Here is a 24075-nt window from a genome sequence, read left to right on the forward strand (position 1 = left end):
CTAGAGAATCTACATGAGCGAGCTGGCGGATAAGGTCCAACAGGATTTGGTTGAGGCCATCGATAACGATGACCTGGTTCTGCCAACGTTACCGGAAGTGGCCCTGCAAATTCGCAAGGCCGCCGAAGACCCGGAGATCAGTGTCAGCGACCTGAGCAAAGTGATTGGCCGCGACACGGCGCTGTCGGCACGCCTGATCAAAGTGGTCAACAGCCCGTTGCTGCGCGCGACCCAGGAAGTCACCGACCTGCACACCGCGATCACCCGACTGGGGGTGAACTACAGCAGCAACCTGGCGATCGGCCTGGTGATGGAACAGATCTTCCACGCCCGCTCCGAGGTGGTCGAACAGAAGATGCGCGAAGTCTGGCGCAAGAGCCTGGAGATCGCAGGCGTCAGCTACGCCCTGTGCCGTCGGCACACCCAACTCAAACCTGATCAGGCGGCGTTGGGCGGGCTGGTGCATCAGATCGGCGTATTGCCGATCCTCACATACGCCGAAGATCACTACGAACTGCTGTCAGACCCGGTAAGCCTCAACCATGTGATCGACCACATCCACCCGTTGCTGGGCGACAAGCTGTTGCGGGTCTGGGAATTTCCCGAGCAACTGGTGGCGTTACCGGGGCTGTACCTGGATTTCAAACGCGACTCGGCGCACCTCGATTACGTCGATCTGGTGCAGGTGGCGAGTCTGTATTGCCACAAGGACAGCGATCATCCGATTGCGCGGATTGACCCACTCAGCGTGCCGGCGTTCAGGAAGCTTGGGATCGATCCGGAGAACAAGGAGTTGTGCGCGGATCTGGAAGAATCGCGGACGATGTTTTACTGATCCGGAACCGCGGCGCGGCCTTCGCGAGCAAGCCCGCTCCCACAGGGGATTTGTGTACCGCGTGGACCCCCTGTGGGAGCGGGCTTGCTCGCGAAGAGGCCCGCAGCAACACCACATTTATCCAGCAATAAAACTCACCCGAACCTTCAAACCGGCCTGCTCTCCATCGTGCAAGGTGATCTGCGCCAGATGCGCCCGGCAGATCTCTCCGACGATCGCCAGCCCCAACCCTGAGCCCGCAACCTGCTGATTGCGCCGATAGAAGCGTTCAAACACCCGATCCCGCTCTTCCAGCGGAATCCCCGGCCCGTCATCTTCGACCTCAAGCACCGCCGGCGCCGCGACCCGCAGAATCACGTTGCCGCCCGGTGGCGTATGCGCCAGTGCGTTGTCCACCAGATTGCTCAGCAGTTCATTGAGCAACGTCGGCTCACCGCGCAGCCACACCGGTTCATCCGCCTCCAGCGCCAGCGCGACCCCGCGTGCATGAGCCAACGGCGCCATGGCCATGCCCAGCTCGCGGGCCAACTGACTCAGATCGAGCAACTGCGCGCCGCCCTCGGCAATCGCCCGGGCACCGTTTTCCACCCGCGCCAGCGACAGCAGTTGATTGGCCAGATGGGTCAGGCGATCAGTGCTTTGCGCAGAGGATTCCAGCGTGCTGCGCCAGGTTTCCGCTTCAGACGAACGCAGCCCCAGTTCCAGCCGCGCCTTCAACGCCGCCAGTGGCGTGCGCAGTTCGTGGGCGGCATCGGCGATGAACTGCGCCTGCCGCTCGAACTGCCCGCGCAAGCGTTCGGTGAAGTGATTGAGCGCGCGCACCAGCGGCCACAATTCATGTTGCACTTCCACCAGCGGCAGCGGCCGCAAATCATCGGGCTGACGTTCCTCCACCGCCGTGCGCAAACGCTCCAGCGGGCGCAGCGCGGCACTCACCGCGAACCACACCAGCAACAGGGCGCCGATCGCGAGCATGCCCAGACGCAGCAGCGTATCGGCCGCCAGACTGCGGGCCATGCTGACTCGCGCCTCATCGGTTTCGGCGACGCGGATTTCCGCCATGCCGTTCATGTTCGGTTCGGTGACCGCTTTGAGCAGGCTGACCACGCGCACGTTCTGCCCGCGATAGGTCGCGTTATAGAAGCGCGCGAGCGCTGGATAATCGTCGGTTCTCGGCGTACCGGCTGGTGGCCCGGGCAGGTTTTCATAGCCGGAAATCAGCTTCTGATGGATGTCGTTGACCTGGTAGTAAATCCGTCCGGCGCTGTCGTAGGCGAAGGTATCCAGCGCCACGTAGGGCACGTCGGCGCTGAGCGTGCCGTCACGCTGCGACAGGCCGGCGGCGATGGTTCGCGCCGAGGCCAACAGGGTGCGGTCATACGCCGTGTCGGCAGCTTCGCGCCCGTTCCAATACGCGCTCAGACCACTGGCGAGCATCAACACCACCAGCAACAACGCGAGGTTCCACAGCAACCGCCAGCGCAGGCTGCTGGGCTTATGCATCGCGGCTTTCCAGCAGGTAACCAAGGCCACGGAAGGTCACGATCGCCACCGGTTGGCCGTCGAGTTTCTTGCGCAGGCGATGCACGTAGATTTCGATGGCATCGGGGCTGGCTTCTTCGTCGAGACCGAACACCTGTGCGGCGAGTTGCTCCTTGCTCATCACCCGTCCCGGGCGGGCGATCAACGCTTCGAGCACGGCTTGTTCGCGGGAGGTCAGAGTCAGCAGTTCTTCGCCGAGACTGAAGCGCCGGGTGTCGAGATCGTAGGCCAGCACGCCGCAGCGCTGCTGACGCTCGCCACCGAGCACACTGCGCCGCAACAGGGCTTTGACCCGGGCTTCGAGCTCGGTCAGTTCGAACGGTTTGGCCAGGTAATCGTCAGCGCCGAGATTCAAGCCGTGTACGCGGTCCTTCACATCGCTGCGCGCTGTCAGCATCAACACCGGCAGGTTTTTACCGCGTGCGCGCAGGCGCGCCAACACTTCGAAACCGTCCATGCGCGGCAGGCCGACGTCGAGAATCGCCATCGCGTATTCCTCGCTGCCCAGCGCCAGATCGGCGGCCACGCCATCGTGCAACACGTCCACGGTCAGACCGGTGCTCTTGAGCGCCTGGGCGACGCTTTCGGCCAGTTGCAAATGGTCTTCGACGAGCAGAACACGCATGGATCTCTACCTCATTCAGGGATGGCCGACGCCACTCTTTGCCGCGGAGTTTACAGCCGCAACCGCCGCTGTGAAGCCCGAAACCCGCGAAATCCAGCTGAAAGGTTAGTGAAAGGTTAGCCCGTTAGAGTCCGGTCACGGACAGTTTCGACTGCCGTCGCTGCTGCCACACAGCGATACGAAAAACGCCTCGAAGCGTTTTCGACCAATAAGAACAATAAACGGAGTACACCCGCATGCCGTCCTTGCAGACCAAGGCTTCTACGCCTGTTCGTCCTTCTCGTTTGCGCCACGTCACCCTCGCCAGCACCGCTGCCCTCGCCGGTTTTTCGCCGCTGAGCTACGCCGACTTCATTGAAGACAGTTCCGCCACCTTCGAAACCCGCAACATGTACTTCAACCGCGACTTTCGCGACGGCACCAGTGCCCAGCAAAGCAAGCGTGATGAATGGGCGCAGGGTTTCATGCTCAACCTGCAATCGGGTTACACCGACGGCACCGTGGGCTTCGGTGTCGATGCGCTGGGCATGTTGGGCGTCAAACTTGATTCGAGTCCGGATCGTACCGGCACCGGCCTGTTGCCGACCCACGATGACGGGCGCGCGGCGAACGAATACTCGAAAGTCGGCCTGACCGGCAAAGTAAAAATCTCCGCCACCGAACTGAAAATCGGCAGCCTGACTCCCGAACTGCCGATCCTCAAACCGAATGACGGGCGCATCCTGCCGCAGACGTTCGAAGGTGGTTTGCTGACCTCCAAAGAGATCAAGAACCTGACCTTCACCGGTGGGCGTCTGGAGAAAGCCAAGGATCGCGACAGCACCGATTTCGAGGACATCGCCCTCAACAACAAGAACAGCCGCTTCGCGGGCACCGTGGCCGGCAAGCATTTCGATTTCGCCGGCGTGGACTACAAGTTCACCGACAAGATCACCGGCAGTTACCACTTCGCCCAGCTCGACGAAGTCTATAACCAGCACTTCTTCGGTCTGGCCGCCTCGCGGCCGATGGGCCCGGGCACCTTCGCCACCGACCTGCGCTTTGCGGTCAGTGACGATCAGGGCGCGGCCCGTGGTGGCGAGATCGACAACCGCTCGCTCAACGGTCTGGTCAGCTACGCCCTGAGCGGCCACAAGTTCAGCGCCGGTTATCAGCACATGTCCGGCGACAGCGCCTTCCCATATGTCGATGGCAGCGATCCGTACCTGGTCAACTTCGTGCAGATCAACGACTTCGCCGGCGCCGAAGAACGCTCCTGGCAGGCGCGTTACGACTTCGACTTTGCCCGCCTCGGCATCCCCGGCCTGTCGTTCATGAGCCGTTACCTGAGCGGTGACAACATCAAGCTCAAGAACGGCGAAGAAGGCAAAGAGTGGGAGCGCAACACCGAGATCAAATATGTAGTACAAAGCGGCGCCCTGAAGGATGTCGCCGTACGCCTGCGCAATGCCACCTACCGTTCCAACTACTCCGCTCGCGATGCCGATGAAGTGCGTCTGCTGGTGAGCTATAGCGTTGCCCTTTGGTAATTCAGTACGTCCATAACAACAACTCCCAAGGAGACATAGATGAACTTATCACTGCGTAAAGTTGCTCTGGCAGCTGGCGTCATGCTGTTCGCCGGCCAACTGATGGCCGAACCGAAACGTCCGGAATGCATCGCCCCGGCCTCCCCCGGCGGTGGTTTCGACCTGACCTGCAAACTGGCGCAGAGCGCGCTGGTCAACGAAAAACTGCTGACCAAACCGATGCGCGTGACCTACATGCCCGGCGGTGTCGGCGCGGTGGCATACAACGCGGTCGTCGCCCAGCGCCCGGCCGACGCCGGCACGCTGGTGGCGTGGTCCAGCGGTTCGTTGCTGAACCTGGCGCAAGGCAAGTTCGGTCGTTTCGACGAAACCAATGTGCGCTGGCTGGCCGCCGTCGGCACCAGTTACGGTGCCATCGCGGTGAAAAGCGATTCGCCTTACAAGACCCTCGACGATCTGGTCAAAGCCCTGAAGAAAGATCCGAGCTCCGTGGTCATCGGCTCCGGCGGCACCGTCGGCAGCCAGGACTGGATGCAGACCGCACTGATCGCCAAGGCTGCCGGGATCAACCCGCGTGACCTGCGTTACGTCGCCCTCGAAGGCGGCGGCGAAATCGCCACCGCGCTGCTCGGCGGTCATATCCAGGTCGGCAGCACCGACATCTCCGACTCCATGCCGCACATCCAGAGCGGTGACATGCGTCTGCTCGCAGTGTTCGCCGACAAACGCATCGACGAACCGGAAATGAAAGACATCCCGACCGCGCGCGAGCAGGGCTACGACATCGTCTGGCCGGTGGTTCGCGGCTTCTACCTCGGACCAAAAGTCAGCGACGAAGACTACGCCTGGTGGAAAGACGCCTTCGACAAACTGCTGGCCTCGGAAGAGTTCGCCAAGCTGCGCGATCAGCGTGAACTGTTCCCGTTCGCCATGACCGGCCCGGAGCTGGACACCTACGTGAAGAAGCAGGTCGCGGACTACAAAGTGCTGGCCAAAGAGTTCGGCCTGATTCAGTGATCGTCTCTGTCTAGCGGCTGCGGCCTCGCGCATCGAGGCCCCGGCACAGGAGTTTCCCATGCTCTTACAACGCATTTTCGCCTCGGTGCTGTTGCTGGCCTGCGTTGGCCTGGCGCTGATGGCGTGGCCGTATCAAGCGGCTTTCTCTTACGAACCGGTCGGCCCGCGCGCCTTTCCTCTGCTGATGCTCGGCCTGATGGGCGTGGCGCTGCTGTACATGGTGTTCCGCCCGGCACCGATCAAACACAGCGAAGACGAGCCACCGCTGGATCGCCAAACCCTGACCAAGATCGGCATCTGCGTGCTGTTGCTGCTGGTGTTCGCCGGCCTGTTCGAACCGCTGGGCTTCATCCTCAGCAGCATCCTGATCGGCATCCCGATGGCGCGCCTGTATGGCGGTCGCTGGCTGCCGAGCATCGTGGTGACAACGTTGATGGCCATCGGTCTGTACCTGCTGTTCGACCGTCTGATGGACGTTCCGCTGCCTTTGGGCCTGCTCGACGTTCTGGAGAACTGATATGGATACTCTCGGTTATTTGGGTCAGGGCTTCGGCGTCGCGCTGAGTCCGTACAACCTGGTCACGGCCCTGACCGGCACGCTGATCGGCACCGTGGTCGGGCTGTTGCCGGGCCTGGGTCCGATCAATGGCGTGGCCCTGCTGATCCCGATCGCCTTTGCCCTCGGCCTGCCGCCGGAGTCGGCGCTGATTCTGCTGGCGGCGGTGTATCTGGGTTGCGAATACGGCGGGCGGATCAGCTCGATCCTGCTGAACATTCCGGGCGAAGCCTCCACCGTGATGACCACCCTCGACGGCTATCCGATGGCGCGTCAGGGTCTGGCCGGTGTCGCGCTGTCGCTGTCGGCATGGAGTTCGTTCATCGGTGCGTTCATCGCCACCTGCGGCATGGTGCTGTTCGCCCCGCTGCTGGCGAAATGGGCGATTGCCTTCGGTCCGGCGGAATACTTCGTGTTGATGGTGTTCGCGATTGTCTGCCTTGGCGGCATGGCCGGTGATCGTCCGCTGAAGACTTTTATTGCGGCGCTGATCGGGCTGTTTCTGTCGACCGTTGGCATCGACGCCAACAGCGGTGTGTACCGTTTCACTGGCGACAACATTCACCTGACCGACGGCATCCAGTTCGTGGTGCTGGTGCTGGGGCTGTTCTCGGTCAGTGAAATTCTCCTGCTGCTGGAAAAAACCCATCGCGGCCAGGAAGCGGTGAAAGCCACCGGACGCATGATGTTCAACTTCAAGGAAGCGGCGTCGGTGTTCGTGGTGAACATCCGTTGCGGCCTGCTGGGTTTCATCATGGGCGTGTTGCCCGGTGCCGGCGCGACGCTGGCCAGTGCCGTGGCCTACATGACCGAAAAACGCATCGCCGGTGCCGGTGGCAAATTCGGTCAGGGTGACGCCCGTGGCCTCGCCGCTCCTGAGACTGCAATCGGCGCTTCAGCCTGCGGCGCACTGGTGCCGATGCTGACCCTCGGCGTACCCGGTTCGGGCACCACCGCCGTGATGATCGGCGCGCTGTCGCTGTACAACATCACCCCGGGGCCGCTGTTGTTCCAACAGCAACCGGACATCGTCTGGGGCCTGATCGCTTCGTTGTTCATCGCCAACATCATGCTGGTGATCCTCAACATCCCGATGATCCGCATCTTCACCCGCATCCTCGCCGTGCCGAACTGGGCGCTGGTGCCGGTGATCGCGATCATCACCGGGATCGGCGTCTACGCCGTGCATGCGACCACTTTCGACCTGTTCCTGATGGTCGGCATCGGTATCTTCGGCTACATCCTGCGCAAGCTGGATTTCCCGCTGTCGCCAGTGCTGCTCGGGTTCATCCTCGGTGGGCTGATGGAGCAGAACCTGCGTCGTGCGCTGTCGATCTCCAACGGAGCGCTGGAAATCCTCTGGTCGAGCCCGATCACCTTCGGCGTGTGGATCCTGACCGCGATCATGTTGCTGATGCCGCTGCTGCGCATCTGGCGCAAACGTTCGGCGGCGCAACGCGCCATCGCCGATGTCTGATCGCTCCTCCCTCAGAAGCTGGTGGGCTACCCCGCTGGTCGGTCTGCTTGGCGGTTTTATCGCCAGCCAGATCGGCTGGCCACTGCCGTGGATGGTCGGCTCGTTACTGGCGATCATCCTCGTGCGCTGCCTGACCCCATGGCAACTCACGGAAATCCCCGGCGGCCGCAAATGCGGCCAATGGATTGTCGGCATCGGCATCGGCCTGCACTTCACCCCGCTGGTGATGGAGCAGGTGCTGAGTCACTTCGGTTTGATCTTCTTCGGTGCGCTGGTCACCAGCCTGTCGGCGGTGGTCGGGGTGTGGTTGATGCGCCGCACCGGCGAGGATCGTGCCACGGCATTTTTCTCGAGCATGCCCGGTGGCTCAGGCGAGATGGTTAACCTCGGCGCACGCAATGGCGCGCTGCTCAGTCATGTCGCGGCGGGGCAGAGTCTGCGGGTGCTGGTGGTGGTGCTGTGCGTGCCGGCCGCGTTCAAGTATCTGCTGGGCGACGGCACGCCGATTTCCCACGCCGGCAACGTCGATTGGCGCTGGCTGGCGATTCTGTTTCCCACGGGCGCCCTGCTCGCCTGGCTCTGGCAGTGTTTGCGTCAGCCCAATCCGTGGCTGTTCGGGCCGCTGCTGGTCAGTGCCACGGTGAGCATTGCCTGGGATTTGCACATCGGCCTGCCGGACGGTGGAAGCCAGATCGGCCAGTGGCTGATCGGCAGCGGCCTGGGCTGTCACTTCAATCGACAGTTCTTCCGCCGCGCGCCGTCATTCATGGGGCGTACGCTGATCGGCACAGCGCTGACCATGTTGATCGCGACATTGGCGGCTTTGGGCTTGAGTGCGCTGACCCATCTGGATCTGCGTTCGCTGACGTTGGGCATGATGCCCGGGGGGATTGCCGAGATGAGCCTGACGGCGGAGACCCTGCAACTGTCGGTGCCGCTGGTGACGGCGATGCAGGTAATGCGGCTGCTGTTTGTACTGTTTCTGGCGGAGCCGTTGTTCAAGTACTGGAACCGTAATCCCGAGTAACACTGATATACCGAGTTGCCTTCTTCGCGAGCAAGCCCGCTCCCACATTGGTTATGCGCATGCCGCAAAACCAATGTGGGAGCGGGCTTGCTCGCGAAGGGGCCGGCCCGGTCAGCCGATCAGACCGGCGGCAACCGCCACTCAATTGGCGCTTCGCCATTTTGCTCGAGAAACTTGTTGGTCCGGCTGAAATGCCCGCAGCCGAGGAAGCCACGATAAGCCGACAACGGCGACGGATGCACCGACGTCAGCACCAGATGCTTGGTCGCATCGATCAGTTTCTGCTTACTCTGCGCGTGCGCCCCCCACAGCATGAACACCAGATGCGGCTGCCGTTCGCTGACCAGTTCAATGATCCGGTCAGTGAAGAACTGCCAGCCCTTGTCTTTGTGCGCGTTGGCATTGGCGCGCTCGACAGTCATGGTGGTGTTGAGCATCAACACGCCCTGATCGGCCCAGCTCTGCAGGTAGCCGTGGTTGGGAATGTCGATGTTCAGGTCGCGCTTCAACTCTTTGTAGATGTTGACCAGCGACGGCGGCGCCGGCACGCCCGGTTGCACCGAGAAGCACAAGCCATGGGCCTGGCCCGGGCCGTGGTACGGGTCCTGGCCGAGGATAACCACTTTGACTTTATCCAGCGGCGTCGAATTCAGCGCGTTGAAAATCAGCGGGCCCGGCGGGTAGATCTCCTTGCCGGCCGCCCGCTCTTGCTGCAGAAAATTGCGCAACTCTGCCATGTAAGGCTGGTCGAATTCAGCACGCAGTGCCTCCTTCCAGCTCGGTTCGAGTTTGATACGGTCGTCAGCAGTCATGGTTATACCCGGCAAAAACAATGGGGCGAACCCTAGGAAAGCCGACCACGCTTGTCAATTGATCTGACGCAGATCCGGCACTTTCCCACACAGCGATCATACTGAACGCTCAATTTCCCGATCGAGGTCACGATGAATCTGCACTTCGAAGAACTCACCGGCACCGACGGCGCCCGTCTCGGGATCGCCAGCCTGGATGCTGAAAAGTCGCTCAACGCGCTGTCCTTGCCGATGATCAACGCTCTGAGCGACAAGCTGAACGCCTGGGCCAAGGATCCACAAATCGTCTGCGTGCTATTGCGCGGCAACGGCGCCAAGGCGTTCTGCGCCGGCGGCGAAGTGCGCAGCCTGGTGGAGGCCTGCCGGGCCCATCCCGGTGAAGTCCCGCCACTGGCGGCGCAGTTTTTCGCCGCCGAGTATCGCCTGGACTACAGCCTGCACACCTACCCCAAACCGCTGATCTGCTGGGGCCACGGTTACGTGCTCGGCGGCGGCATGGGCCTGTTGCAAGGCGCGAGCACGCGGATCGTCACGCCGAGCAGTCGCCTGGCGATGCCGGAGATCACCATCGGTCTGTATCCGGACGTCGGGGCCAGTTGGTTTTTGTCTCGGTTGCCGGGCAAGCTCGGTTTGTTCCTCGGTCTGACCGGCGCGCACATGAACGGCCGCGATGCGATCGATCTGGATCTGGCCGACCGTTTTCTGCTTGAAGAGCAGCAACCGCAGCTGATCGAAGGCCTGCTGCAACTCAACTGGCAGGAACAGACCGACATGCAGCTCAACAGTCTGCTCAAGGCCCTGCAACAGGAAGCCGTGGGGCAGATGCCCGAGGCGCAGTGGCTGCCGCGGCGTCAGCAGATCGATGAACTGCTCGACGTCAGCGACGTCACCTGTGCCTGGAAAGCCATCAGCCTGCAACGCGACAGCAGCGACCCGCTGATCGCCCGCGCCGCGAAAACCCTGAGCGAAGGCTCACCGCTGACCGCGCATCTGGTCTGGGAACAGATCCTCCGCGCCCGCTATCTGTCGCTGGCCGAAGTGTTTCAGATGGAATACACCCTGAGCCTCAACTGCTGCCGGCACCCGGAATTCAGCGAAGGGGTGCGGGCGCGATTGATCGACAAGGATCAGAAGCCGCACTGGCATTGGCCGGACATCAATAACGTCCCGGACGCGGTGGTCGAGGCGCATTTTCACAAGGTGTGGGAAGGTCGGCATCCGTTGGCGGATTTGACGCAATACTGAACGCCCGGTAAATCGCAGGCACAAAAAAAGCGGCGCTCAATGCGCCGCTTTTTTGTTTGCGGATGATTACCAGCGACCGCCTCGCCCGCCGTGGTCACCGCGGTTACCGTGATGGTCACGACCACCACGGTCACGATCCCAACCCCCACCACGGTGACCGTCCCAACGGCCACGATCATTGTCGTGCCAGCGGCGGCTCTCGTAGTAGCGCGGCGCTGGTTGGTAGTAGCGCGGCGCCGAGTAGTAACGCGGAGCCGGTTGATAGTAACGCGGGGCCGCCTGGTAGTAGCGCGGGGCCGAGTAATAGGTGCTGCCACCGCTGTAATAGGTGCCGCCAGTGTTGTAGTAAGCCGGAGCGGGTGAGGTGTAGACCTCCGAGCTGTAATAACTGTCTGCGTAGGAGTAGGGAGCGCAACCGGCAACGGAAAACATCATCGCAGCAAGTAGAAGAATTCGTCGATACATGGCGGCCTCCTGGACCGCGGGTAGCCGCACCAGCGACGCTGGCAGGCATCAGTCGTTTATTCGGTGACTGACGAAACATCTGACAGCGTTTTCCGAATCTGGTGCGCTTCCGTAACAAGTTGAAACATGTGATTGATGAAATCCTGTTCATTTGGAAACCACTGTCATTCAGCTACTGATCAGTGGTGCCCACCGTGATAGCCGCCACCGTGATAACCGCGTCCGTAGCCGCCGCGATAGCCGTGACCACCGTAGTAATAGCGCCCGCCACCGTAGTAGCGCGGACCGTAATAACCGCCGTAGTAATACGGCGAGTAATAGCCTGGATAGTAGTAAGTGGCAGGGTAAGCATCGTAAGGACCGGCGTAGTAATAACACCCGGACAGACCCAGGCCGAGCACCGCTCCCAGCAGCACCCGGCGCAACAGTTTAGACGTAACCATGACGGCCTCCTGAAAGACCTGCGGCCGCAGCAGGACAGCGCAGCCGACACAGTTTTGACTGTCAGGTCCGGGGCAAGTGCAGGGCGCGCAAAGGCTTCAGATCAGCGGTGTCAGTCACACTGAAAATCCTCTGTGGGAGCGGGCTTGCTCGCGAAAGCGGTGGGTCAGTGACGAATCACTGACTGACAGGACGCCTTCGCGAGCAAGCCCGCTCCCACAGTTAGCCTGCGTAATGCCCAGGAATACATCGGTGCCACCACCGTACATGCTGATGACACCTTGCATACCCTGCTGTCTCGGGCCGATCATGCGATGTAGCAGGCCAGACAAACTGGCCGTAACCGCAATTGCGTGGAAATGCCTTACTCGTCCTATGCCTGACTCCGACATCAAACCCGACCTCTGCCCGGCCTGCGGCGCGCGCAACGACTGCAGCCTGGCTGACCCGCGCACTGCCGACCAGGCCTGCTGGTGCTATGCCGTGAGCATCGATCCGGCAGTGCTTGAAGCCTTGCCCGCAGCGCTGCGCAATCAATCCTGTCTGTGCCCGCGCTGCGCGCAGGTCGAGGCGCAACTGCAAGCAGCGGCGCGGCCGATCCCGTAAGATACGCGCCCCTTTATCCGCCGATTCCTGACCATGCGCGTCGACCGTTTCCTCAGCAACCTGCCCCGCTACAACCGTCAGCAAGTTCGCCTGTTGCTGGTGGAAAAGCGCGTGCGGATCGACGGAAAAGTCGTCAGCGACCCGCACAGCGAAGTGCTGGAATTCAGCCGCGTCGAAGTCGACGAAGAAGTCCTGCAACTCGGCAAACCGGCACGCTACTTCATGCTGCACAAGCCGCCGGGGTGCGTCAGCGCCACCCGCGATCCGCAGCACCCGACCGTGCTTGATCTGATCGATGAACCGGACAAGGACGACCTGCACATCGCCGGTCGCCTGGACTTCAACACCACCGGGCTGATGCTGATCACCAATGATGGCAGCTGGTCGCGACGCCTGACCCAACCGCAGACCAAACTGCCGAAGGTCTATTACGTCGAGACCGAACAGGAGATCGGGCCGCAATACGCGCTCACGTTTGCCGAGGGCATCTACTTCGCCTTCGAAAACCTGACCACGCAACCGGCGCAACTCGAAGTGCTCGGCCCGCGAGTGGCGCGCCTGAGCATCGTCGAGGGTCGCTACCATCAGGTGAAGCGCATGTTTGGTCACTTCAACAACAAAGTGTTGCGCCTGCACCGCGAATCCATGGGCCCGCTGTCGCTGGATAACGCGCTAAAACCGGGCGAGTACCGCGCTTTGCGCACCGAAGAGATCCATTTGTTCTAAGCCGGCGACCGCTCAGCAGAAGTTGTCGAACAATTTACCAACGGCACTTGCGCGATCCCCATCCCACTGCTTGAATCAGGACGTCGGCCAAATTGTGACCGATTAGTCACACCATACCTCTAAGAAACTTTTTGCCGGTCGTCAGCCCTCTGGGTTGCGCCTCAGCCGGCAGACTGCCCGCCAATAACAACACCCGTCGACCGCAGTCATGGATCGACATGGGCCAAGCAAATTCCAGGCGTATGCCTACCTGTCACAAAGCTCGTGCAATCTCTATTTGCGCGCATACCCGCTTGCTTGCCAGGAGTCTTATGACATGAGGCCAGAAATCGCTGTGCTGGATATACAGGGTCAGTATCGGGTTTACACGGAGTTCTATCGCGCAGACGCCGCAGAAAAGACCATCATCCTGGTCAACGGCTCGATGGCCACGACTGCGTCGTTTGCACAGACTGTGAAAAACCTGCACCCGCAATTCAACGTGGTTTGCTACGACCAGCCCTACGCGGGCCGGTCGAAAATCCACAACCGTCACGAGAAACATCTGACCAAGGAAGTCGAAGGGCAGATCCTGCTGGAGCTGATCGACCACTTCGGCGCCGAACACGTGCTGTCGTTTTCCTGGGGCGGCGCAGCCACCCTGGTTGCCCTGTCGCAACAGCCGCGGCGTATCGAGAAAGCCGTGATCAGCTCGTTCTCGCCGGTGATCAACGCACACATGCTTGATTACCTGGAGCGCGGTGTCGATTACCTCGGCCAGCGCGACGGCGACCGCGTCGGGCACCTGGTCAACAGCACTATCGGCAAACACCTGCCGTCACTGTTCAAGCGCTTCAACTATCGCCACGTCAGCAGCCTGGCCGAGCACGAATACGGGCAGATGCACTTCCACATCAGTGACGTGTTGCACAGCGATCGCCAGTGCTACCTGAATGCGGCGAAGAAGATCAACGTGCCGGTGCTGTTTCTCAACGGCGAATGGGATGAATACACCGCCGCCGAAGACGCCCGGATATTCGGCAACCATGTGGCGCACAGCACTTTCACCACGCTGCAGGCCACCGGCCACTTCCTCGACATGGAACACAAGGCTGCGTGCCGCGATAGCCAGAACGCCCTGCTGGGTTTCCTGAAACCCTCACCGCAGTCGAGCCGAACGCGCTACGCGTTCGTCCAGGATCACCATGCATTGGCCATTTGAAAAAGCGTCGTCGCGAGCGAGTCTGTGGGGCTGAAAAACCAGCATTCATTGTCCTGCAGATTTGCCCGCGAATGACCGTTTTCAATGCTGTAACGCGCTGCGAGCAAAAGAAAAACTTCAAATCCGCGCCCGACTCTGGTACAAAGTCAGCCGCTCTGAGCGGGTATAGTTTAGTGGCAAAACGAAAGCTTCCCAAGCTTTAGTTGAGGGTTCTTATTGGACACGCCACTTTAGTGCACCGTCGAGGCAAGAAAAGCGGGTATAGTTGAATGGTACAACTATTGCTTCCCAAGCAATCGGTGAGGGTTCGATTCCCTCTACCCGCTCCACCTTCGAGCCAGTGTTTCCGGGCCTTCCAGGGGATTCCCCCTCAAGCAGAAAGTCTTAGGAAGCATCGTAGCAGTCCCTAGATTCAAGCTCCCCAGCCCCCCTAGAGTCACCAAAATTTGGTGCACCGTCGGCGCCGTCCAGAATGGCGCATCGACAGACCATAGCCCTCCTCGGGTCACCCAATAAACCCCAAAAAGCTCATTTCCGTACCAAGCCTGGATCGCCAACCAGCCCATCATCGTGCGTCCCAGAATGCCCGCTGAATGCCGTCTTGAAAGTCGACCCAGAATTTTCGAAAGGGAGTGAACGGAATGGCAAGCCCTCCCCCTCAAAAAACACCTGGACATCGACAGAGCTCCAAACGATCACCAGCATCTATTCCAACGTTTAGTCGTTTTCAACTCTCAGTCGCGCATCCGACCATGATCAAGATCGGGCTCCTAACCACGCTCACGCTCACGTTGGCGGTAGCGCTTTACAAACGTGGATTCGATCAATTCTTCAATTTTTAGCCCAAGCCCGCAGTTTACCAACGAAGCCATAGAACTATCGGTCAGCGAAAAATCGTTGGGAATAAGGCCGATATTCTCCTCCCTGTTCTTATTAAGTTCCTCTTCAAACGCTTTCAAGAAGTCAGCCAAGCCAGGGCGGCGAGCTTCAGTTGCTGCACTTGCAGCGGAGTCACTTGAGACTGTTGCTGCATTGGCCGCATTCACACCAATCTGCGCCACCACCTTAGTTATGGACGGCCAGTATTTGAGATCATATTGATAGGTCAAGTTATCCAACTTCTTCTTCAGGTAAGACCTGAAAAGCCCATTATCCTCAGAAGCATCTTCAACGACATCCATAATGTGGTAGTAGGTATCACTACTAAAACTGGACATCTCTTTAACCTCGGTGCGCCGCGACAGCAACTCCGAAAGCAGCTCTGAAACTTTTGCTATTCGCGCATTCAATTCAGTGAGCCTCTCCCTATCCTCACGAGCTTCTTTGATCTTTCCTGGATTCCAGGAGTACACCGTGGCGGTGAAAACATCGAAGAATGACTTCAGCGCCCTGGGTTGCTCAGCCAGCGCGGCATGCAGCTCGACGTAGGCATCAGCAAGCTCAGTGGTGCGTCCCAGCAGACCCTCGATGATTGGATTGATACTGCGCCAGGTACCGTGCTCCTCGTTATATTTGAAGTCTTCACGCAATATGTTTTCACACACCTCGATTGCAGTGGTACGAACTTTAATATCCATTTCAAAACCTCAATTAATTGATAATCCGATGATAAGGGTTCCGCCATAAGGTGTCGGTACCTATCCGAAACAAAATTTCATCGTTATGGATACCCTCAGCGCGATCCATCCACCATCATGGCCGGCCAGAGTATCAAGCCGAAACCTAACCCGAAGTGGCAGATGATCAACCAGCGCCCCTGTCCAAATAATTCGGCAACCGCTAATCCCACTCACCGCCCCCCGCTGCTAAATGAGCTTTACTTTACAACCCAGTAAAGATAACAACACAAAACATGGGTGGCGAATCGCATCTCTTTCAGTAACACTTAACCTATTCTGCACAGGTATCCGAAATGAATGTGGCCACTTCCTCCCCCGTCGACGACTTGCTCAATCCAGGCGAAAGCGCATCACGCCCTGTCAGAATTCTTGCGGCTGCGGGCAGAATGTTCATCGAGCACGGGTACGAAGGGGCCAGCATGGAGGAGATTGCCAAAGCTGCAGCCGTGACCCGCCAGACCCTGTACAACCGTTTCCCCGAGGGCAAAGAGTCACTGTTCGTGGCGGTGGCAGAACGTATGTGGAAGGCCTTCCCGGTTATGCACGTGCCGACCGATGAGCGCGCGCTAGCTGACCCCAAGAATGGACTGATGCAGATCGCTACCGTGTTTGCATGCTTCTGGTCTGGCCCGACGGCAGCCGACTTCCTACGCATGATCTTCTTGGAAGGTCGGCGGTTCCCCGTGCTTGCCTGCCGCTTTGACGAAATTATCCAGGGGCCAGCTATGGCTGTCATCAGCGACTATCTCGCCGAATTGGCACGACGAGGCATTCTGTCAGTTCAAGTGGCTGAGACTGACGCCCGCTACTTTATGGACATGCTCGATGGCGGGGTACTCCTGAAACAGATCAGAGCCAACGGCGAGCCGCTCGCCCGCGAGGAGATCGAGCAGATCGTGGAGCGCACCGTCGACGCCTTCCTGCGATCGCTCCGGCACTGAGATCCTGCAGACCAGGCAGAAGATCATTCCCTGCCTGCAGGACAAACACCATGCAACGAATTCCTAAAACGACCATGTCCAATCTGCTGGCCACCTTAGGGACGGCCAGAGAGGGCTCCGAGAGCCCCCCCGCATCTGCCAACTAAGAACCGAAAACCTAAGGTCAACTCACCCCTTAGGCGGATGCGGATCATTACCGTACGAGTCCCGCTCCCTGATCTTGTTATCCCTTCCATGGATCAGCACTTCGCTCTTTTGATTCTGCGCGATCGCCCGTGCCGCATCGGCGGCTTCCTGTTGAGTTCGATGGTGAGATGTATCCTTGGAGTTGCCTTCGCCCCGGACTGCCCAGCCATCGTCACGCTTCACCACGTGTTGGTTTTTGCCTTTGCCTGCCATGAGACACCTCGCTCAGTAAGGGGTAGCTGTAAACTTAGCAGCCCGACTCAAAACACAACATGTAGCGATTAACACCCAGCGACACCATATATGGAAAAAGCCCGACAAAATGTTCAGAAGTCCTCATTCGCCAGCAGCCCTTCGCTTCTCATGGGCAACGGATGCGCACGCTGCACTGGCAGCCGTTTATCCTCCGGCAGCGCCTGATCATCTGTGTAGTACTTCACCTGCTGAATCCCGTGGTGGACGAGGCTGTCACTGACATACTCGATACAAGGCCCCTCGGATGCCTTGGGGCCTCTGATCATAAAGCCGTTCTGAATCCTTCCAATCAATGCGGTGGCAGCGCAGGCAACGTGCGAGAACAAGACGATGTTGCTACCGTCGCTTTCCTGCACCGACTTGAAGATCACACCGTCAATTCGGGGCTTGCAGTGGGTCGCGAGGTACTCAGCGATGACTTGAGTGGTCAGATAGTCGCGCTCTGCTCCAGGAAGCACAGGCACCGTGATTGCGTCATGCAGGTACCTCAGGAAATCTCGACGGCCCACCTTTGAATGGTATTTGGAGTCAAAGAAGCTTGGCATAGGCCCGAGGTCAGCTTTTTCGAAGCGTCCGAAATCCAACACCTTGACCTCCCTGACCAACCTGAACTCTCCACTGACCACAGTGCCGCCGACCGGGGGCCGGAGCTCGGCGACACAGGTCTTGCGCTCGAAGGCTCCGTAGAAGGCAGGGACACCTGCCGGGTTCATCCTGCCTTCACCTGCTCGCTCCTTGGGAGGCGCACCGAGATTACGTGCAGGATCAGCTGTGATCTCGGAGACGCTTTCTGAACTCATGCAGGTTCGAGCGCGGTAGATCGCTGGAGAACCTTCAGGTGTGAGCAATCGCACCACAGCATGCTCATCAGATGAGGCTGAGTACCTGTCCAGATCTTTGAAGATCCAGTCCAGAAACGCCTTGGCGCTGTCGTTGAAGAAGCGGATTCCATGCTTCATGCCTTCCTGGAACTCGCACCATTGGTGGCCGATGTCATCCAAGCTGAAACGTTGCCTGGTGTACTGAATGTCGTCACTGTATGAAGTCAGGCGCCGGCACACTGCAGCCACGATCGGCTCGATGTTGTCGCAGCCAAAGATTTCGCTCACCCAATGTTCGATGCTCTCGCCTTCTTGATGATCAATCCGACCACCGCTCCAACGCCAAACATGATCACCTTCTGTGATGTAGGTACCAAGGATTTCGGTGACACGAGAGACGATCTCAGCGAGTGGCACGCACTTGCGTTTCGAGTCGCAAAGGCTGCACTGAGAGGAAGCCCCAGTGCGCTGGATCTGCCGCCCTAGAAAGGGGTCGTGCACGCATTGATAACACACCATCTTGAGAGCCTCGCCGTCCTTCACATTTTCCTTTCGCATGGTGCTGGCAGTACCTGAGCCTGTTCATCAAGAAGGGCATGATGGCTGAAGCGCCGCGATTGGCATACCATCCCAGACGGCTCAGGGCCCAAATTGCTTTGGAATAACGCTGGCCTCCACATCGGAGATGTGTGCCTCTAGTGCGCTGTCGGATACCCAATCCGGACGCTGCCATACCCGGACATTGAGCCCACTCAAGGAATGGACATGCTGATCAAGTTCGACCTCAACCATAATGACGCGCAAGCCCTGTTGCACCATTGCGAAGAGCACCAGGCAAGCTCTGATGATTTCCGAGAAAATGCTCGCCTCAGAGAGGCCTTGGAAACGCTCGCAGAGGCGATCAGTGACGCGATGAACCCAAGCAAGGACAGCACTGAGTCGTCGGAAGCGATTGACCCGCGTGTGCTTGATGCAGCCATGGCGTTGTTCGGCGACGAAAAGAGTGCGGTGGACTGGCTATCGAAGCCCTCGCGAGCGTTGGGAGCGAAACGCCCGAGGGATGTCCCCGTCGACGACGCCTTGACGCTTCTTGCGCGCATCGAGCATGGGTTCGGTGCCTGAAGGCATTACGAGATAGGCAGATCAACCCGCAGGCCAATTAAGCCATTCAGGGAGGTTGCACGGGATGGCCAAGAAACCCAAATTCTACGCTGTCATCCACGGACGGAAACTAGGGATTTTCAATAGCTGGGAAGGTGGGGCTCGCTTGTCCATTGACCGCTTTCCGGAAGCGAAGCACCAGTCGTTCGCAACGCTTGAGCTCGCTGAAGAGTGGTACCGCCAGAACACCCCCACGCCAGGCTCGAACCACTCACCGGTTCTCCACTTCAACACGCAAGCGTCCGCGCAACAGCCGACCGTCACTCCACAACAGCCTCAACAGCCGCCCTTGGACGGCGTGGTTGCCAAGGACTATGTCGTCTATCTGATCATTGATCCCGTGACGGAGGAGCCCTTCTACGTGGGGCAGACAGGCGACTTCGAAGGCCGGCAACGAGGCCATCTTAGGAAAGCCAATCACGACTGCAAGCGCGCGGCAGCGAAGATCGCCCAGATACTCGATGACGGGATGACCCCGGCATTCAAAGTCGTGGAAACCTGCGAATCCAAAGAGGCCTCATTGGAGGCCGAGACACGCTGGATCAAGCACTGTACCGCCAGGGGTATCACGGTTTGGAACCGCACGAGGGAGCATCGCCAAATCCAGGCACTGCACATGAAGCCCAGAGTCGAGCTTGATCGAATCATCGGAGACGGCCCCTTCACCCTCGGCCCTTATCAATACGACTCCAGGTTTGAGCTGAAGAGCAAGCTCAATGCCTTCCTGGCCAAGTCTTCCCAAGGCGCGATACAGCTGCGCATGGCCACTGAGAAGCTCAGGTTGATCTGGAAACTCACCCGCCAGGCAGGGGAAGTGAGCGAATTTCGCATCGTCAAGGACGAATCCAAGCATCAGCTCGAAGCAGTCCTCGTGTCGGGATCAACCGTGGATTTTGACTACGGCGCCGCGATCGACCGCCTCCCCTAACAGAGTGCAACCAAGCGGCGAGATCCACCGCCCCCGGTAGCACCGGCATCCGAGCGCATGTGAAGAAGCGCACCTGATGCGTCTCAGGCATCTCCTCTGAAGACCGGATTATCCAAGCCCAGGAAGTCCGCCATCCAAGTTCGCTCCTCGTCGCTGGGCTCGTAAGAATAAGCAGTCTTACCTTCAACTTGTTCAGGCAGTTCACGCCAATATCTTGGTTGAGCTACGCAGTCCAAAAACACTAGTTCGCAGGTTACGTAGCACAACCATAAACCTCCAGTCAGGAGTTGAATATTTAACTGCAACGATTCCTCAGTACCGACATATTCACGAATGGGTGTGAATTGCTTATGCAAAGTTCCGATATGGGTGAATTCTCGACTCAATAAACCGTAGATATGGCCGAATGGAGGGAAGACGCGTTTGGCACTAGAAACGGCGCGCGGAGACTCGAATTTGTGCTCTTGATATTTCTTAAAGTCTTCCGGAAACTGCATAAGATGGAGGGCTACAGCCATGGTTTCAATGGCTGAACGCACGACCGGCCCAGGCTGCAAAACGAAGCCACCTCGAAGCATGTAGGCCGCGCCAACCATGGAGTTCAGGGCGTTGGAGAGGAGCTCCGCACACGCCATGCGGAGCTTGTCTTCGTCGCGTTCGGCCCTGAACATTCCCGAAGCCCAGATAGCGGAGCAGTGGGCAAAAAGTGCGCTCATTTTCTCAAGGTCGGCACTGTGTAGCGCATCAAAACTTTTAGCAATTTTATCAGCATCGCGAGTTATCTGATTAATGAGCATTGACTTACGAAATTCGTATACCTTCTCATTAGCTGGATCAACAACCACTGCACAAGTATCAGGATGCTTTTCCCACATAGATCATTCCTTGTTCGTTAAGAGTCTTCAACCTGCGACGCTGATACCTTTAATCTGCCAATCCATCTAAGCGAACCGGCTCAAGCAATAGAGATGCTGAAGTCAATAGGAATATAATTCCGCGATCAATATCAGCAGTACCCGCCCTGTGAAGCATAGCTCGTGACCCAAGACAGTTTCCCCGTTGCTCCCTGTACGATGACTTCCATCAGGGCAGTCGAAAAATCCGCCTCATGGTCAAGCCTGGCAAGCCTGTCCAACTGGCAAGTCCCTGAGTGTTGATCAGCACCAGGAGCGATGCTACCGTATTGACCACGGTCTTCCTGGATCGAGCGGTCGGCATGCAGAGCCTTTGCGCCTCAGGTGTTTCTCCCCTTCTTTTGCACGCACTTCGACAATTGTCAGCGGGCAGCCGACACCGTGACATTGGAGAATTGCCATGCGCGTTCCGGTCTATCCCGAAGATCTGCTCCCCCAAGCCGCCGTCAAAAGACTCGCCAAACTCATCCAGAAACGATGGCCAGGCCAATCACCCGTCCAGCTCTCTTTTGCCCGAGAGACCCTGTCCAAGGGACTAGGGTATGCCAATTACCACGATCTCATGAAAAAGTCCGTCATCTGGCCTCGGGATGCAGAAACGCCTGCCCTGAGTGCTACGCACACCCAGCTCGCGGCTGAGATGTTTTCAGTATTGGCCTTGGCCAACGACACGTCAGTACCGCGCAGTGTGCTTGACCCTTTTGTCGAGACGCTCCCGTTGAAAGCGCTTAGCACGTTCAAGGGGGCTTCCTCACGAGGCGAGGAGGTGACCAAGATCCCAATGCCTGATTTAGACCAGACTAAAATCTGTCCTGTGAACACCTCCGCCCCAGAGTCAGAAGTCCCGCGCTACACGTGTCCACCTATAACGCACAAGCCATCGAAGCTCCAGGCCATTTCGTTGGGACTGGATGTCTTCACTCACAGTGATTCGATCAAGCGGATCGTCGAAAACTCAGGAAGCCTTCGCGACCGGAGCCTTTTTACATTGCTGGAGACAGGGCTTCGGGGGCACGTCATCCTTGGTGCCAAGGTTTCCCAGGTTGTCAGCTTGGAAACCCAAATGTCTTCGAGCAAAGGGATATCCATTGAGATCACGAAAGCTAAACCACCGCTACCTCTTGCAAACACAGCAGTAATCGAGAAGTACATCAGGGAGGAAAATCTCTCTACCGATGACTATCTCTTCCCGAGTGATGACCGAAAGCAACCCATGTCGACATCGCAACTGCTTCGGATTTTTCAGTCGTGGGAACGAGAAGCTCAACTCCCCCGCTCAACACTCACGCCAAGCACCTTGAGACGGGCAGCTATGGCACAGCTAGTAGCGTCCACCCCACCGCAACAGCTTGCCAAGCGAATCGCCGATCAGTTGGGTCACTCCTCCAGTTCCATGGCCGAACACTACGTTTCACTCACTACGACAGGCGCTCATGCGACCTTGAAAACCAAGAAGCGTCGTACCTAAATAAGGCTGGCTACGTGCGACGGTAGGTAGCCAAGCCTTTCCCGTGGCCTTCTACACAGGCTCTTCGCCTTAACTCGCGAGGTAGAGACCTAGTGTCCGGCCTCGGAAATAAGCGGTTCACTCTTGGCGGCGCCTTTGCTGCCCGGCCAGCGTTGCCACTCCTCGCCATAGCCCTGCTATGACTTGTCGCGGCGCCTTGGCCGAACACCAAAGCCACTCGCCAAAAGAGAACGTATTTAAGAGACAAAACACTAGCGATCAAAGGTGAATCACACCGTCTTGAGTTACCTTATATTCCTGACCGAGCATATGGTGGCGAGCAGTCACTCACTGGCTTGAAAGGCAAACTTCTGAGCAATGTACTTCGCCGAGCTCTCTATATAGGGAAACACGGTACTTTCATTTATATTCAACCGATCGAGTTCTTTCAAAATACTTCTCTTGTTCGTTACCGCTATGCGGTGAAGCGTGATATCGGAAGTACCTTCCTCATCCAGCACCGCTTCATCACCGAACAGAAGGAAAGCTCCCGACTGAAATGAGATTCTGCTATTGGTGTGCTTTCCTTTGACGCACAACACAGAGCGAAGATGCCCAGGTTCTAAGCGGGGTTCAAAGAATGGCTTTTCTTCCTTGATAAAATGAAGTAACTGCTTCAATGCCCGCTGATCGTTAAAACCATCTACGTCTTCAGAATCGAATGTGATTGAGTCCCTAACACCTTTCGACAAACGAGACAGGTTAGCAATACAACTAGCCGTATCAGAATCGAAGTATTTTATATAACCAGGATCCATTGAGAGCACGATGACCTCTCCAGCATCATCTAAGTGGCTCTTACAGCAAAAGTATAACCCGATCAATGGGTTCGATGTAATATCGAGTAATCGTGTCGGCAGCGAATAATGCTGCATCCGCACCAGGCGATCCAAGGTATAGATATCGCCACTGAAATCCAGGGAGTTGGAAACCAGAAGTTCCCGATACATCCTATCTTCAGCATCTCGGTATACGAAGTTGCCATCTTGATCCCTGCGAAAAATCGAAGGCTCCAAGCGATACTTTTTGCTGTTCGAGTGCCCTCGATAAAAGACCTCGCGACGGCCATGGTTTAGTCGAAAAACATGTTCAATGAAGGCACCGACGCTGTCAGCTTGAGTTTCTGGTGGCGAGGCGGCAGGAAGATCTTCCTTGGTGACTTTCGAGCCAACCGTCCCTTCCGGCAAAAGACCTGCGTGATGAAGAATGGCAAAAAGGTCTTCGTCCTTGACTGCCCAGTGCGTGCGATTGATCTCCCAATCGCGAATATCAAGAGCGGCTTGAAGAGGTTTGATCTGCTCAAACTCAATGGGTGCAATTTGATCATCCATGATTGGTCGAGCAAACAAAACTCTACCGTTGCTACGAAGCTTTATCTCAAGCTTCCCCACTCTCATGGCATGATGCGTGCCCTCGTAAGCAAACAGGCAAGGGAGCTCCATCAGTGCTTTAAGCTGTGGCTCTTTGAGCTCTTTGAAACTTGCAGCAATATCATCGTTCGTGTACTCCAGAAAGCGGCTCTTATCATACTCATAGCCGCTTTCCCATGCCCCCTCACGAGACGTCACTAGAAAATTATACATAACCCTTACCCCCTCCTTCCTTGGTTAATGCCAATATAACAGGCTACGGAATAAAC

24 protein-coding genes and 1 tRNA gene are annotated in these 24075 nt (G+C 58.0%); 15 read left to right on the top strand and 10 right to left on the bottom strand.

What is annotated here, in order from left to right:
• Positions 1-13: 13 nt before the first annotated feature.
• Positions 14-835 carry an HDOD domain-containing protein gene (locus VLA07_RS01295; RefSeq protein WP_027614457.1) on the top strand — a complete coding sequence of 274 codons (822 nt, stop codon included), beginning with the start codon at positions 14-16 and terminating at the stop codon, positions 833-835.
• A gap of 117 nt (positions 836-952) precedes the next feature.
• Here VLA07_RS01295 and VLA07_RS01300 read toward each other — a convergent pair whose 3' ends face one another.
• Complete coding sequence (locus VLA07_RS01300) at positions 953-2338, bottom strand: sensor histidine kinase (RefSeq protein ID WP_333988285.1); 1386 nt, start codon at positions 2336-2338, stop codon at positions 953-955.
• A complete protein-coding gene (locus tag VLA07_RS01305; RefSeq protein WP_003222545.1) occupies positions 2331-3002 on the bottom strand; it encodes a response regulator in 672 nt (223 codons plus the stop codon). The genes VLA07_RS01300 and VLA07_RS01305 overlap by 8 nt, the downstream gene beginning before the upstream one ends.
• Positions 3003-3238: 236 nt before the next feature.
• Here VLA07_RS01305 and VLA07_RS01310 point away from each other — a divergent pair, with 236 nt between their 5' ends.
• Genes VLA07_RS01310 through VLA07_RS01330 form a run of 5 tightly spaced genes read left to right on the top strand, consistent with a single transcriptional unit; the run spans position 3239 to position 8608 of the window.
• The gene (locus tag VLA07_RS01310; protein WP_333988286.1) at positions 3239-4531 is read left to right on the top strand and encodes an OprD family porin; all 1293 of its coding nucleotides are present in this window, start codon (positions 3239-3241) and stop codon (positions 4529-4531) included.
• Between the two features lie 39 nt (positions 4532-4570).
• On the top strand, positions 4571-5548 hold the full coding sequence (locus tag VLA07_RS01315) for a Bug family tripartite tricarboxylate transporter substrate binding protein (protein ID WP_115988033.1): 978 nt from the start codon (positions 4571-4573) through the stop codon (positions 5546-5548).
• A gap of 58 nt (positions 5549-5606) precedes the next feature.
• Positions 5607-6065, top strand: coding sequence for a tripartite tricarboxylate transporter TctB family protein (locus VLA07_RS01320; RefSeq protein WP_103519697.1), 459 nt, complete (start codon positions 5607-5609; stop codon positions 6063-6065).
• A 1-nt stretch (position 6066) separates the two neighbouring features.
• Positions 6067-7581: a tripartite tricarboxylate transporter permease gene (locus VLA07_RS01325; protein ID WP_027614452.1), complete on the top strand. Its 1515-nt coding sequence runs from the start codon at positions 6067-6069 to the stop codon at positions 7579-7581.
• Positions 7574-8608 (top strand): AbrB family transcriptional regulator, encoded by a 1035-nt coding sequence (locus tag VLA07_RS01330; protein ID WP_333988287.1) that lies wholly within the window; start codon positions 7574-7576, stop codon positions 8606-8608. Before VLA07_RS01325 ends, VLA07_RS01330 begins: the two co-directional genes overlap by 8 nt.
• A gap of 119 nt (positions 8609-8727) precedes the next feature.
• Here VLA07_RS01330 and ung read toward each other — a convergent pair whose 3' ends face one another.
• Positions 8728-9420 carry a uracil-DNA glycosylase gene (ung, locus tag VLA07_RS01335; protein WP_007963257.1) on the bottom strand — a complete coding sequence of 231 codons (693 nt, stop codon included), beginning with the start codon at positions 9418-9420 and terminating at the stop codon, positions 8728-8730.
• 132 nt (positions 9421-9552) lie between these two features.
• Here ung and VLA07_RS01340 point away from each other — a divergent pair, with 132 nt between their 5' ends.
• Entirely contained in the window at positions 9553-10665 is a 1113-nt protein-coding gene (locus VLA07_RS01340; protein WP_123586905.1) for an enoyl-CoA hydratase/isomerase family protein, read from the top strand.
• A 66-nt stretch (positions 10666-10731) separates the two neighbouring features.
• Here the strand turns inward: VLA07_RS01340 and VLA07_RS01345 are convergent, their stop codons facing one another.
• The gene (locus VLA07_RS01345) at positions 10732-11130 is read right to left on the bottom strand and encodes a hypothetical protein (RefSeq protein ID WP_007963255.1); all 399 of its coding nucleotides are present in this window, start codon (positions 11128-11130) and stop codon (positions 10732-10734) included.
• A 179-nt stretch (positions 11131-11309) separates the two neighbouring features.
• On the bottom strand, positions 11310-11573 hold the full coding sequence (locus VLA07_RS01350) for a hypothetical protein (RefSeq protein ID WP_027614448.1): 264 nt from the start codon (positions 11571-11573) through the stop codon (positions 11310-11312).
• A 373-nt stretch (positions 11574-11946) separates the two neighbouring features.
• Between VLA07_RS01350 and VLA07_RS01355 the strand changes: the two genes are divergently transcribed.
• From VLA07_RS01355 to VLA07_RS01370, 4 genes are all read left to right on the top strand, one after another.
• Complete coding sequence (locus VLA07_RS01355) at positions 11947-12177, top strand: cysteine-rich CWC family protein (protein ID WP_139055270.1); 231 nt, start codon at positions 11947-11949, stop codon at positions 12175-12177.
• Positions 12178-12210: 33 nt separating this feature from the next.
• Positions 12211-12903, top strand: coding sequence for a pseudouridine synthase (locus tag VLA07_RS01360; RefSeq protein WP_333988288.1), 693 nt, complete (start codon positions 12211-12213; stop codon positions 12901-12903).
• Positions 12904-13219: 316 nt separating this feature from the next.
• A complete protein-coding gene (locus VLA07_RS01365) occupies positions 13220-14104 on the top strand; it encodes an alpha/beta fold hydrolase (RefSeq protein ID WP_333988289.1) in 885 nt (294 codons plus the stop codon).
• A gap of 255 nt (positions 14105-14359) precedes the next feature.
• Positions 14360-14433: transfer RNA gene (locus VLA07_RS01370), tRNA-Gly, on the top strand.
• A gap of 441 nt (positions 14434-14874) precedes the next feature.
• Here VLA07_RS01370 and VLA07_RS01375 read toward each other — a convergent pair.
• Complete coding sequence (locus VLA07_RS01375; RefSeq protein WP_123487349.1) at positions 14875-15681, bottom strand: hypothetical protein; 807 nt, start codon at positions 15679-15681, stop codon at positions 14875-14877.
• A gap of 335 nt (positions 15682-16016) precedes the next feature.
• On the opposite strand from VLA07_RS01375, the gene VLA07_RS01380 reads away from it, so the two are divergent.
• Positions 16017-16664, top strand: coding sequence for a TetR/AcrR family transcriptional regulator (locus VLA07_RS01380; RefSeq protein ID WP_123487350.1), 648 nt, complete (start codon positions 16017-16019; stop codon positions 16662-16664).
• Between the two features lie 168 nt (positions 16665-16832).
• Here VLA07_RS01380 and VLA07_RS01385 read toward each other — a convergent pair whose 3' ends face one another.
• Both VLA07_RS01385 and VLA07_RS01390 read right to left on the bottom strand, forming a co-directional pair.
• Positions 16833-17063, bottom strand: coding sequence for a DUF2188 domain-containing protein (locus VLA07_RS01385; protein ID WP_123487351.1), 231 nt, complete (start codon positions 17061-17063; stop codon positions 16833-16835).
• 113 nt (positions 17064-17176) lie between these two features.
• Entirely contained in the window at positions 17177-18484 is a 1308-nt protein-coding gene (locus tag VLA07_RS01390; RefSeq protein WP_123487352.1) for an RES family NAD+ phosphorylase, read from the bottom strand.
• A 207-nt stretch (positions 18485-18691) separates the two neighbouring features.
• On the opposite strand from VLA07_RS01390, the gene VLA07_RS01395 reads away from it, so the two are divergent.
• Both VLA07_RS01395 and VLA07_RS01400 read left to right on the top strand, forming a co-directional pair.
• Complete coding sequence (locus VLA07_RS01395) at positions 18692-19048, top strand: MbcA/ParS/Xre antitoxin family protein (RefSeq protein WP_123487353.1); 357 nt, start codon at positions 18692-18694, stop codon at positions 19046-19048.
• A 64-nt stretch (positions 19049-19112) separates the two neighbouring features.
• A complete protein-coding gene (locus VLA07_RS01400) occupies positions 19113-20015 on the top strand; it encodes a ribonuclease H1 domain-containing protein (RefSeq protein ID WP_123487354.1) in 903 nt (300 codons plus the stop codon).
• A gap of 83 nt (positions 20016-20098) precedes the next feature.
• Here the strand turns inward: VLA07_RS01400 and VLA07_RS01405 are convergent, their stop codons facing one another.
• Positions 20099-20890 carry a hypothetical protein gene (locus VLA07_RS01405; protein WP_123487355.1) on the bottom strand — a complete coding sequence of 264 codons (792 nt, stop codon included), beginning with the start codon at positions 20888-20890 and terminating at the stop codon, positions 20099-20101.
• Positions 20891-21329: 439 nt separating this feature from the next.
• On the opposite strand from VLA07_RS01405, the gene VLA07_RS01410 reads away from it, so the two are divergent.
• On the top strand, positions 21330-22397 hold the full coding sequence (locus VLA07_RS01410) for a tyrosine-type recombinase/integrase (RefSeq protein WP_123487357.1): 1068 nt from the start codon (positions 21330-21332) through the stop codon (positions 22395-22397).
• A 323-nt stretch (positions 22398-22720) separates the two neighbouring features.
• Here the strand turns inward: VLA07_RS01410 and VLA07_RS01415 are convergent, their stop codons facing one another.
• Positions 22721-24019: an FRG domain-containing protein gene (locus tag VLA07_RS01415; protein ID WP_123487358.1), complete on the bottom strand. Its 1299-nt coding sequence runs from the start codon at positions 24017-24019 to the stop codon at positions 22721-22723.
• Positions 24020-24075: the final 56 nt, after the last annotated feature.

It is taken from the genome of Pseudomonas sp. S3(2024) (assembly GCF_036861315.1).
Classification (GTDB): domain Bacteria; phylum Pseudomonadota; class Gammaproteobacteria; order Pseudomonadales; family Pseudomonadaceae; genus Aquipseudomonas; species Aquipseudomonas putida_A.

Coding starts and splice junctions, on each gene's coding strand:
- VLA07_RS01295 (WP_027614457.1), top strand. CDS start 14: ATGAGCGAGCTGGCGGATAAGGTCCAACAGGATTTGGTTGAGGCCATC.
- VLA07_RS01300 (WP_333988285.1), bottom strand. CDS start 2,338: ATGCATAAGCCCAGCAGCCTGCGCTGGCGGTTGCTGTGGAACCTCGCG.
- VLA07_RS01305 (WP_003222545.1), bottom strand. CDS start 3,002: ATGCGTGTTCTGCTCGTCGAAGACCATTTGCAACTGGCCGAAAGCGTC.
- VLA07_RS01310 (WP_333988286.1), top strand. CDS start 3,239: ATGCCGTCCTTGCAGACCAAGGCTTCTACGCCTGTTCGTCCTTCTCGT.
- VLA07_RS01315 (WP_115988033.1), top strand. CDS start 4,571: ATGAACTTATCACTGCGTAAAGTTGCTCTGGCAGCTGGCGTCATGCTG.
- VLA07_RS01320 (WP_103519697.1), top strand. CDS start 5,607: ATGCTCTTACAACGCATTTTCGCCTCGGTGCTGTTGCTGGCCTGCGTT.
- VLA07_RS01325 (WP_027614452.1), top strand. CDS start 6,067: ATGGATACTCTCGGTTATTTGGGTCAGGGCTTCGGCGTCGCGCTGAGT.
- VLA07_RS01330 (WP_333988287.1), top strand. CDS start 7,574: ATGTCTGATCGCTCCTCCCTCAGAAGCTGGTGGGCTACCCCGCTGGTC.
- ung (WP_007963257.1), bottom strand. CDS start 9,420: ATGACTGCTGACGACCGTATCAAACTCGAACCGAGCTGGAAGGAGGCA.
- VLA07_RS01340 (WP_123586905.1), top strand. CDS start 9,553: ATGAATCTGCACTTCGAAGAACTCACCGGCACCGACGGCGCCCGTCTC.
- VLA07_RS01345 (WP_007963255.1), bottom strand. CDS start 11,130: ATGTATCGACGAATTCTTCTACTTGCTGCGATGATGTTTTCCGTTGCC.
- VLA07_RS01350 (WP_027614448.1), bottom strand. CDS start 11,573: ATGGTTACGTCTAAACTGTTGCGCCGGGTGCTGCTGGGAGCGGTGCTC.
- VLA07_RS01355 (WP_139055270.1), top strand. CDS start 11,947: ATGCCTGACTCCGACATCAAACCCGACCTCTGCCCGGCCTGCGGCGCG.
- VLA07_RS01360 (WP_333988288.1), top strand. CDS start 12,211: ATGCGCGTCGACCGTTTCCTCAGCAACCTGCCCCGCTACAACCGTCAG.
- VLA07_RS01365 (WP_333988289.1), top strand. CDS start 13,220: ATGAGGCCAGAAATCGCTGTGCTGGATATACAGGGTCAGTATCGGGTT.
- VLA07_RS01375 (WP_123487349.1), bottom strand. CDS start 15,681: ATGGATATTAAAGTTCGTACCACTGCAATCGAGGTGTGTGAAAACATA.
- VLA07_RS01380 (WP_123487350.1), top strand. CDS start 16,017: ATGAATGTGGCCACTTCCTCCCCCGTCGACGACTTGCTCAATCCAGGC.
- VLA07_RS01385 (WP_123487351.1), bottom strand. CDS start 17,063: ATGGCAGGCAAAGGCAAAAACCAACACGTGGTGAAGCGTGACGATGGC.
- VLA07_RS01390 (WP_123487352.1), bottom strand. CDS start 18,484: ATGCGAAAGGAAAATGTGAAGGACGGCGAGGCTCTCAAGATGGTGTGT.
- VLA07_RS01395 (WP_123487353.1), top strand. CDS start 18,692: ATGCTGATCAAGTTCGACCTCAACCATAATGACGCGCAAGCCCTGTTG.
- VLA07_RS01400 (WP_123487354.1), top strand. CDS start 19,113: ATGGCCAAGAAACCCAAATTCTACGCTGTCATCCACGGACGGAAACTA.
- VLA07_RS01405 (WP_123487355.1), bottom strand. CDS start 20,890: ATGTGGGAAAAGCATCCTGATACTTGTGCAGTGGTTGTTGATCCAGCT.
- VLA07_RS01410 (WP_123487357.1), top strand. CDS start 21,330: ATGCGCGTTCCGGTCTATCCCGAAGATCTGCTCCCCCAAGCCGCCGTC.
- VLA07_RS01415 (WP_123487358.1), bottom strand. CDS start 24,019: ATGTATAATTTTCTAGTGACGTCTCGTGAGGGGGCATGGGAAAGCGGC.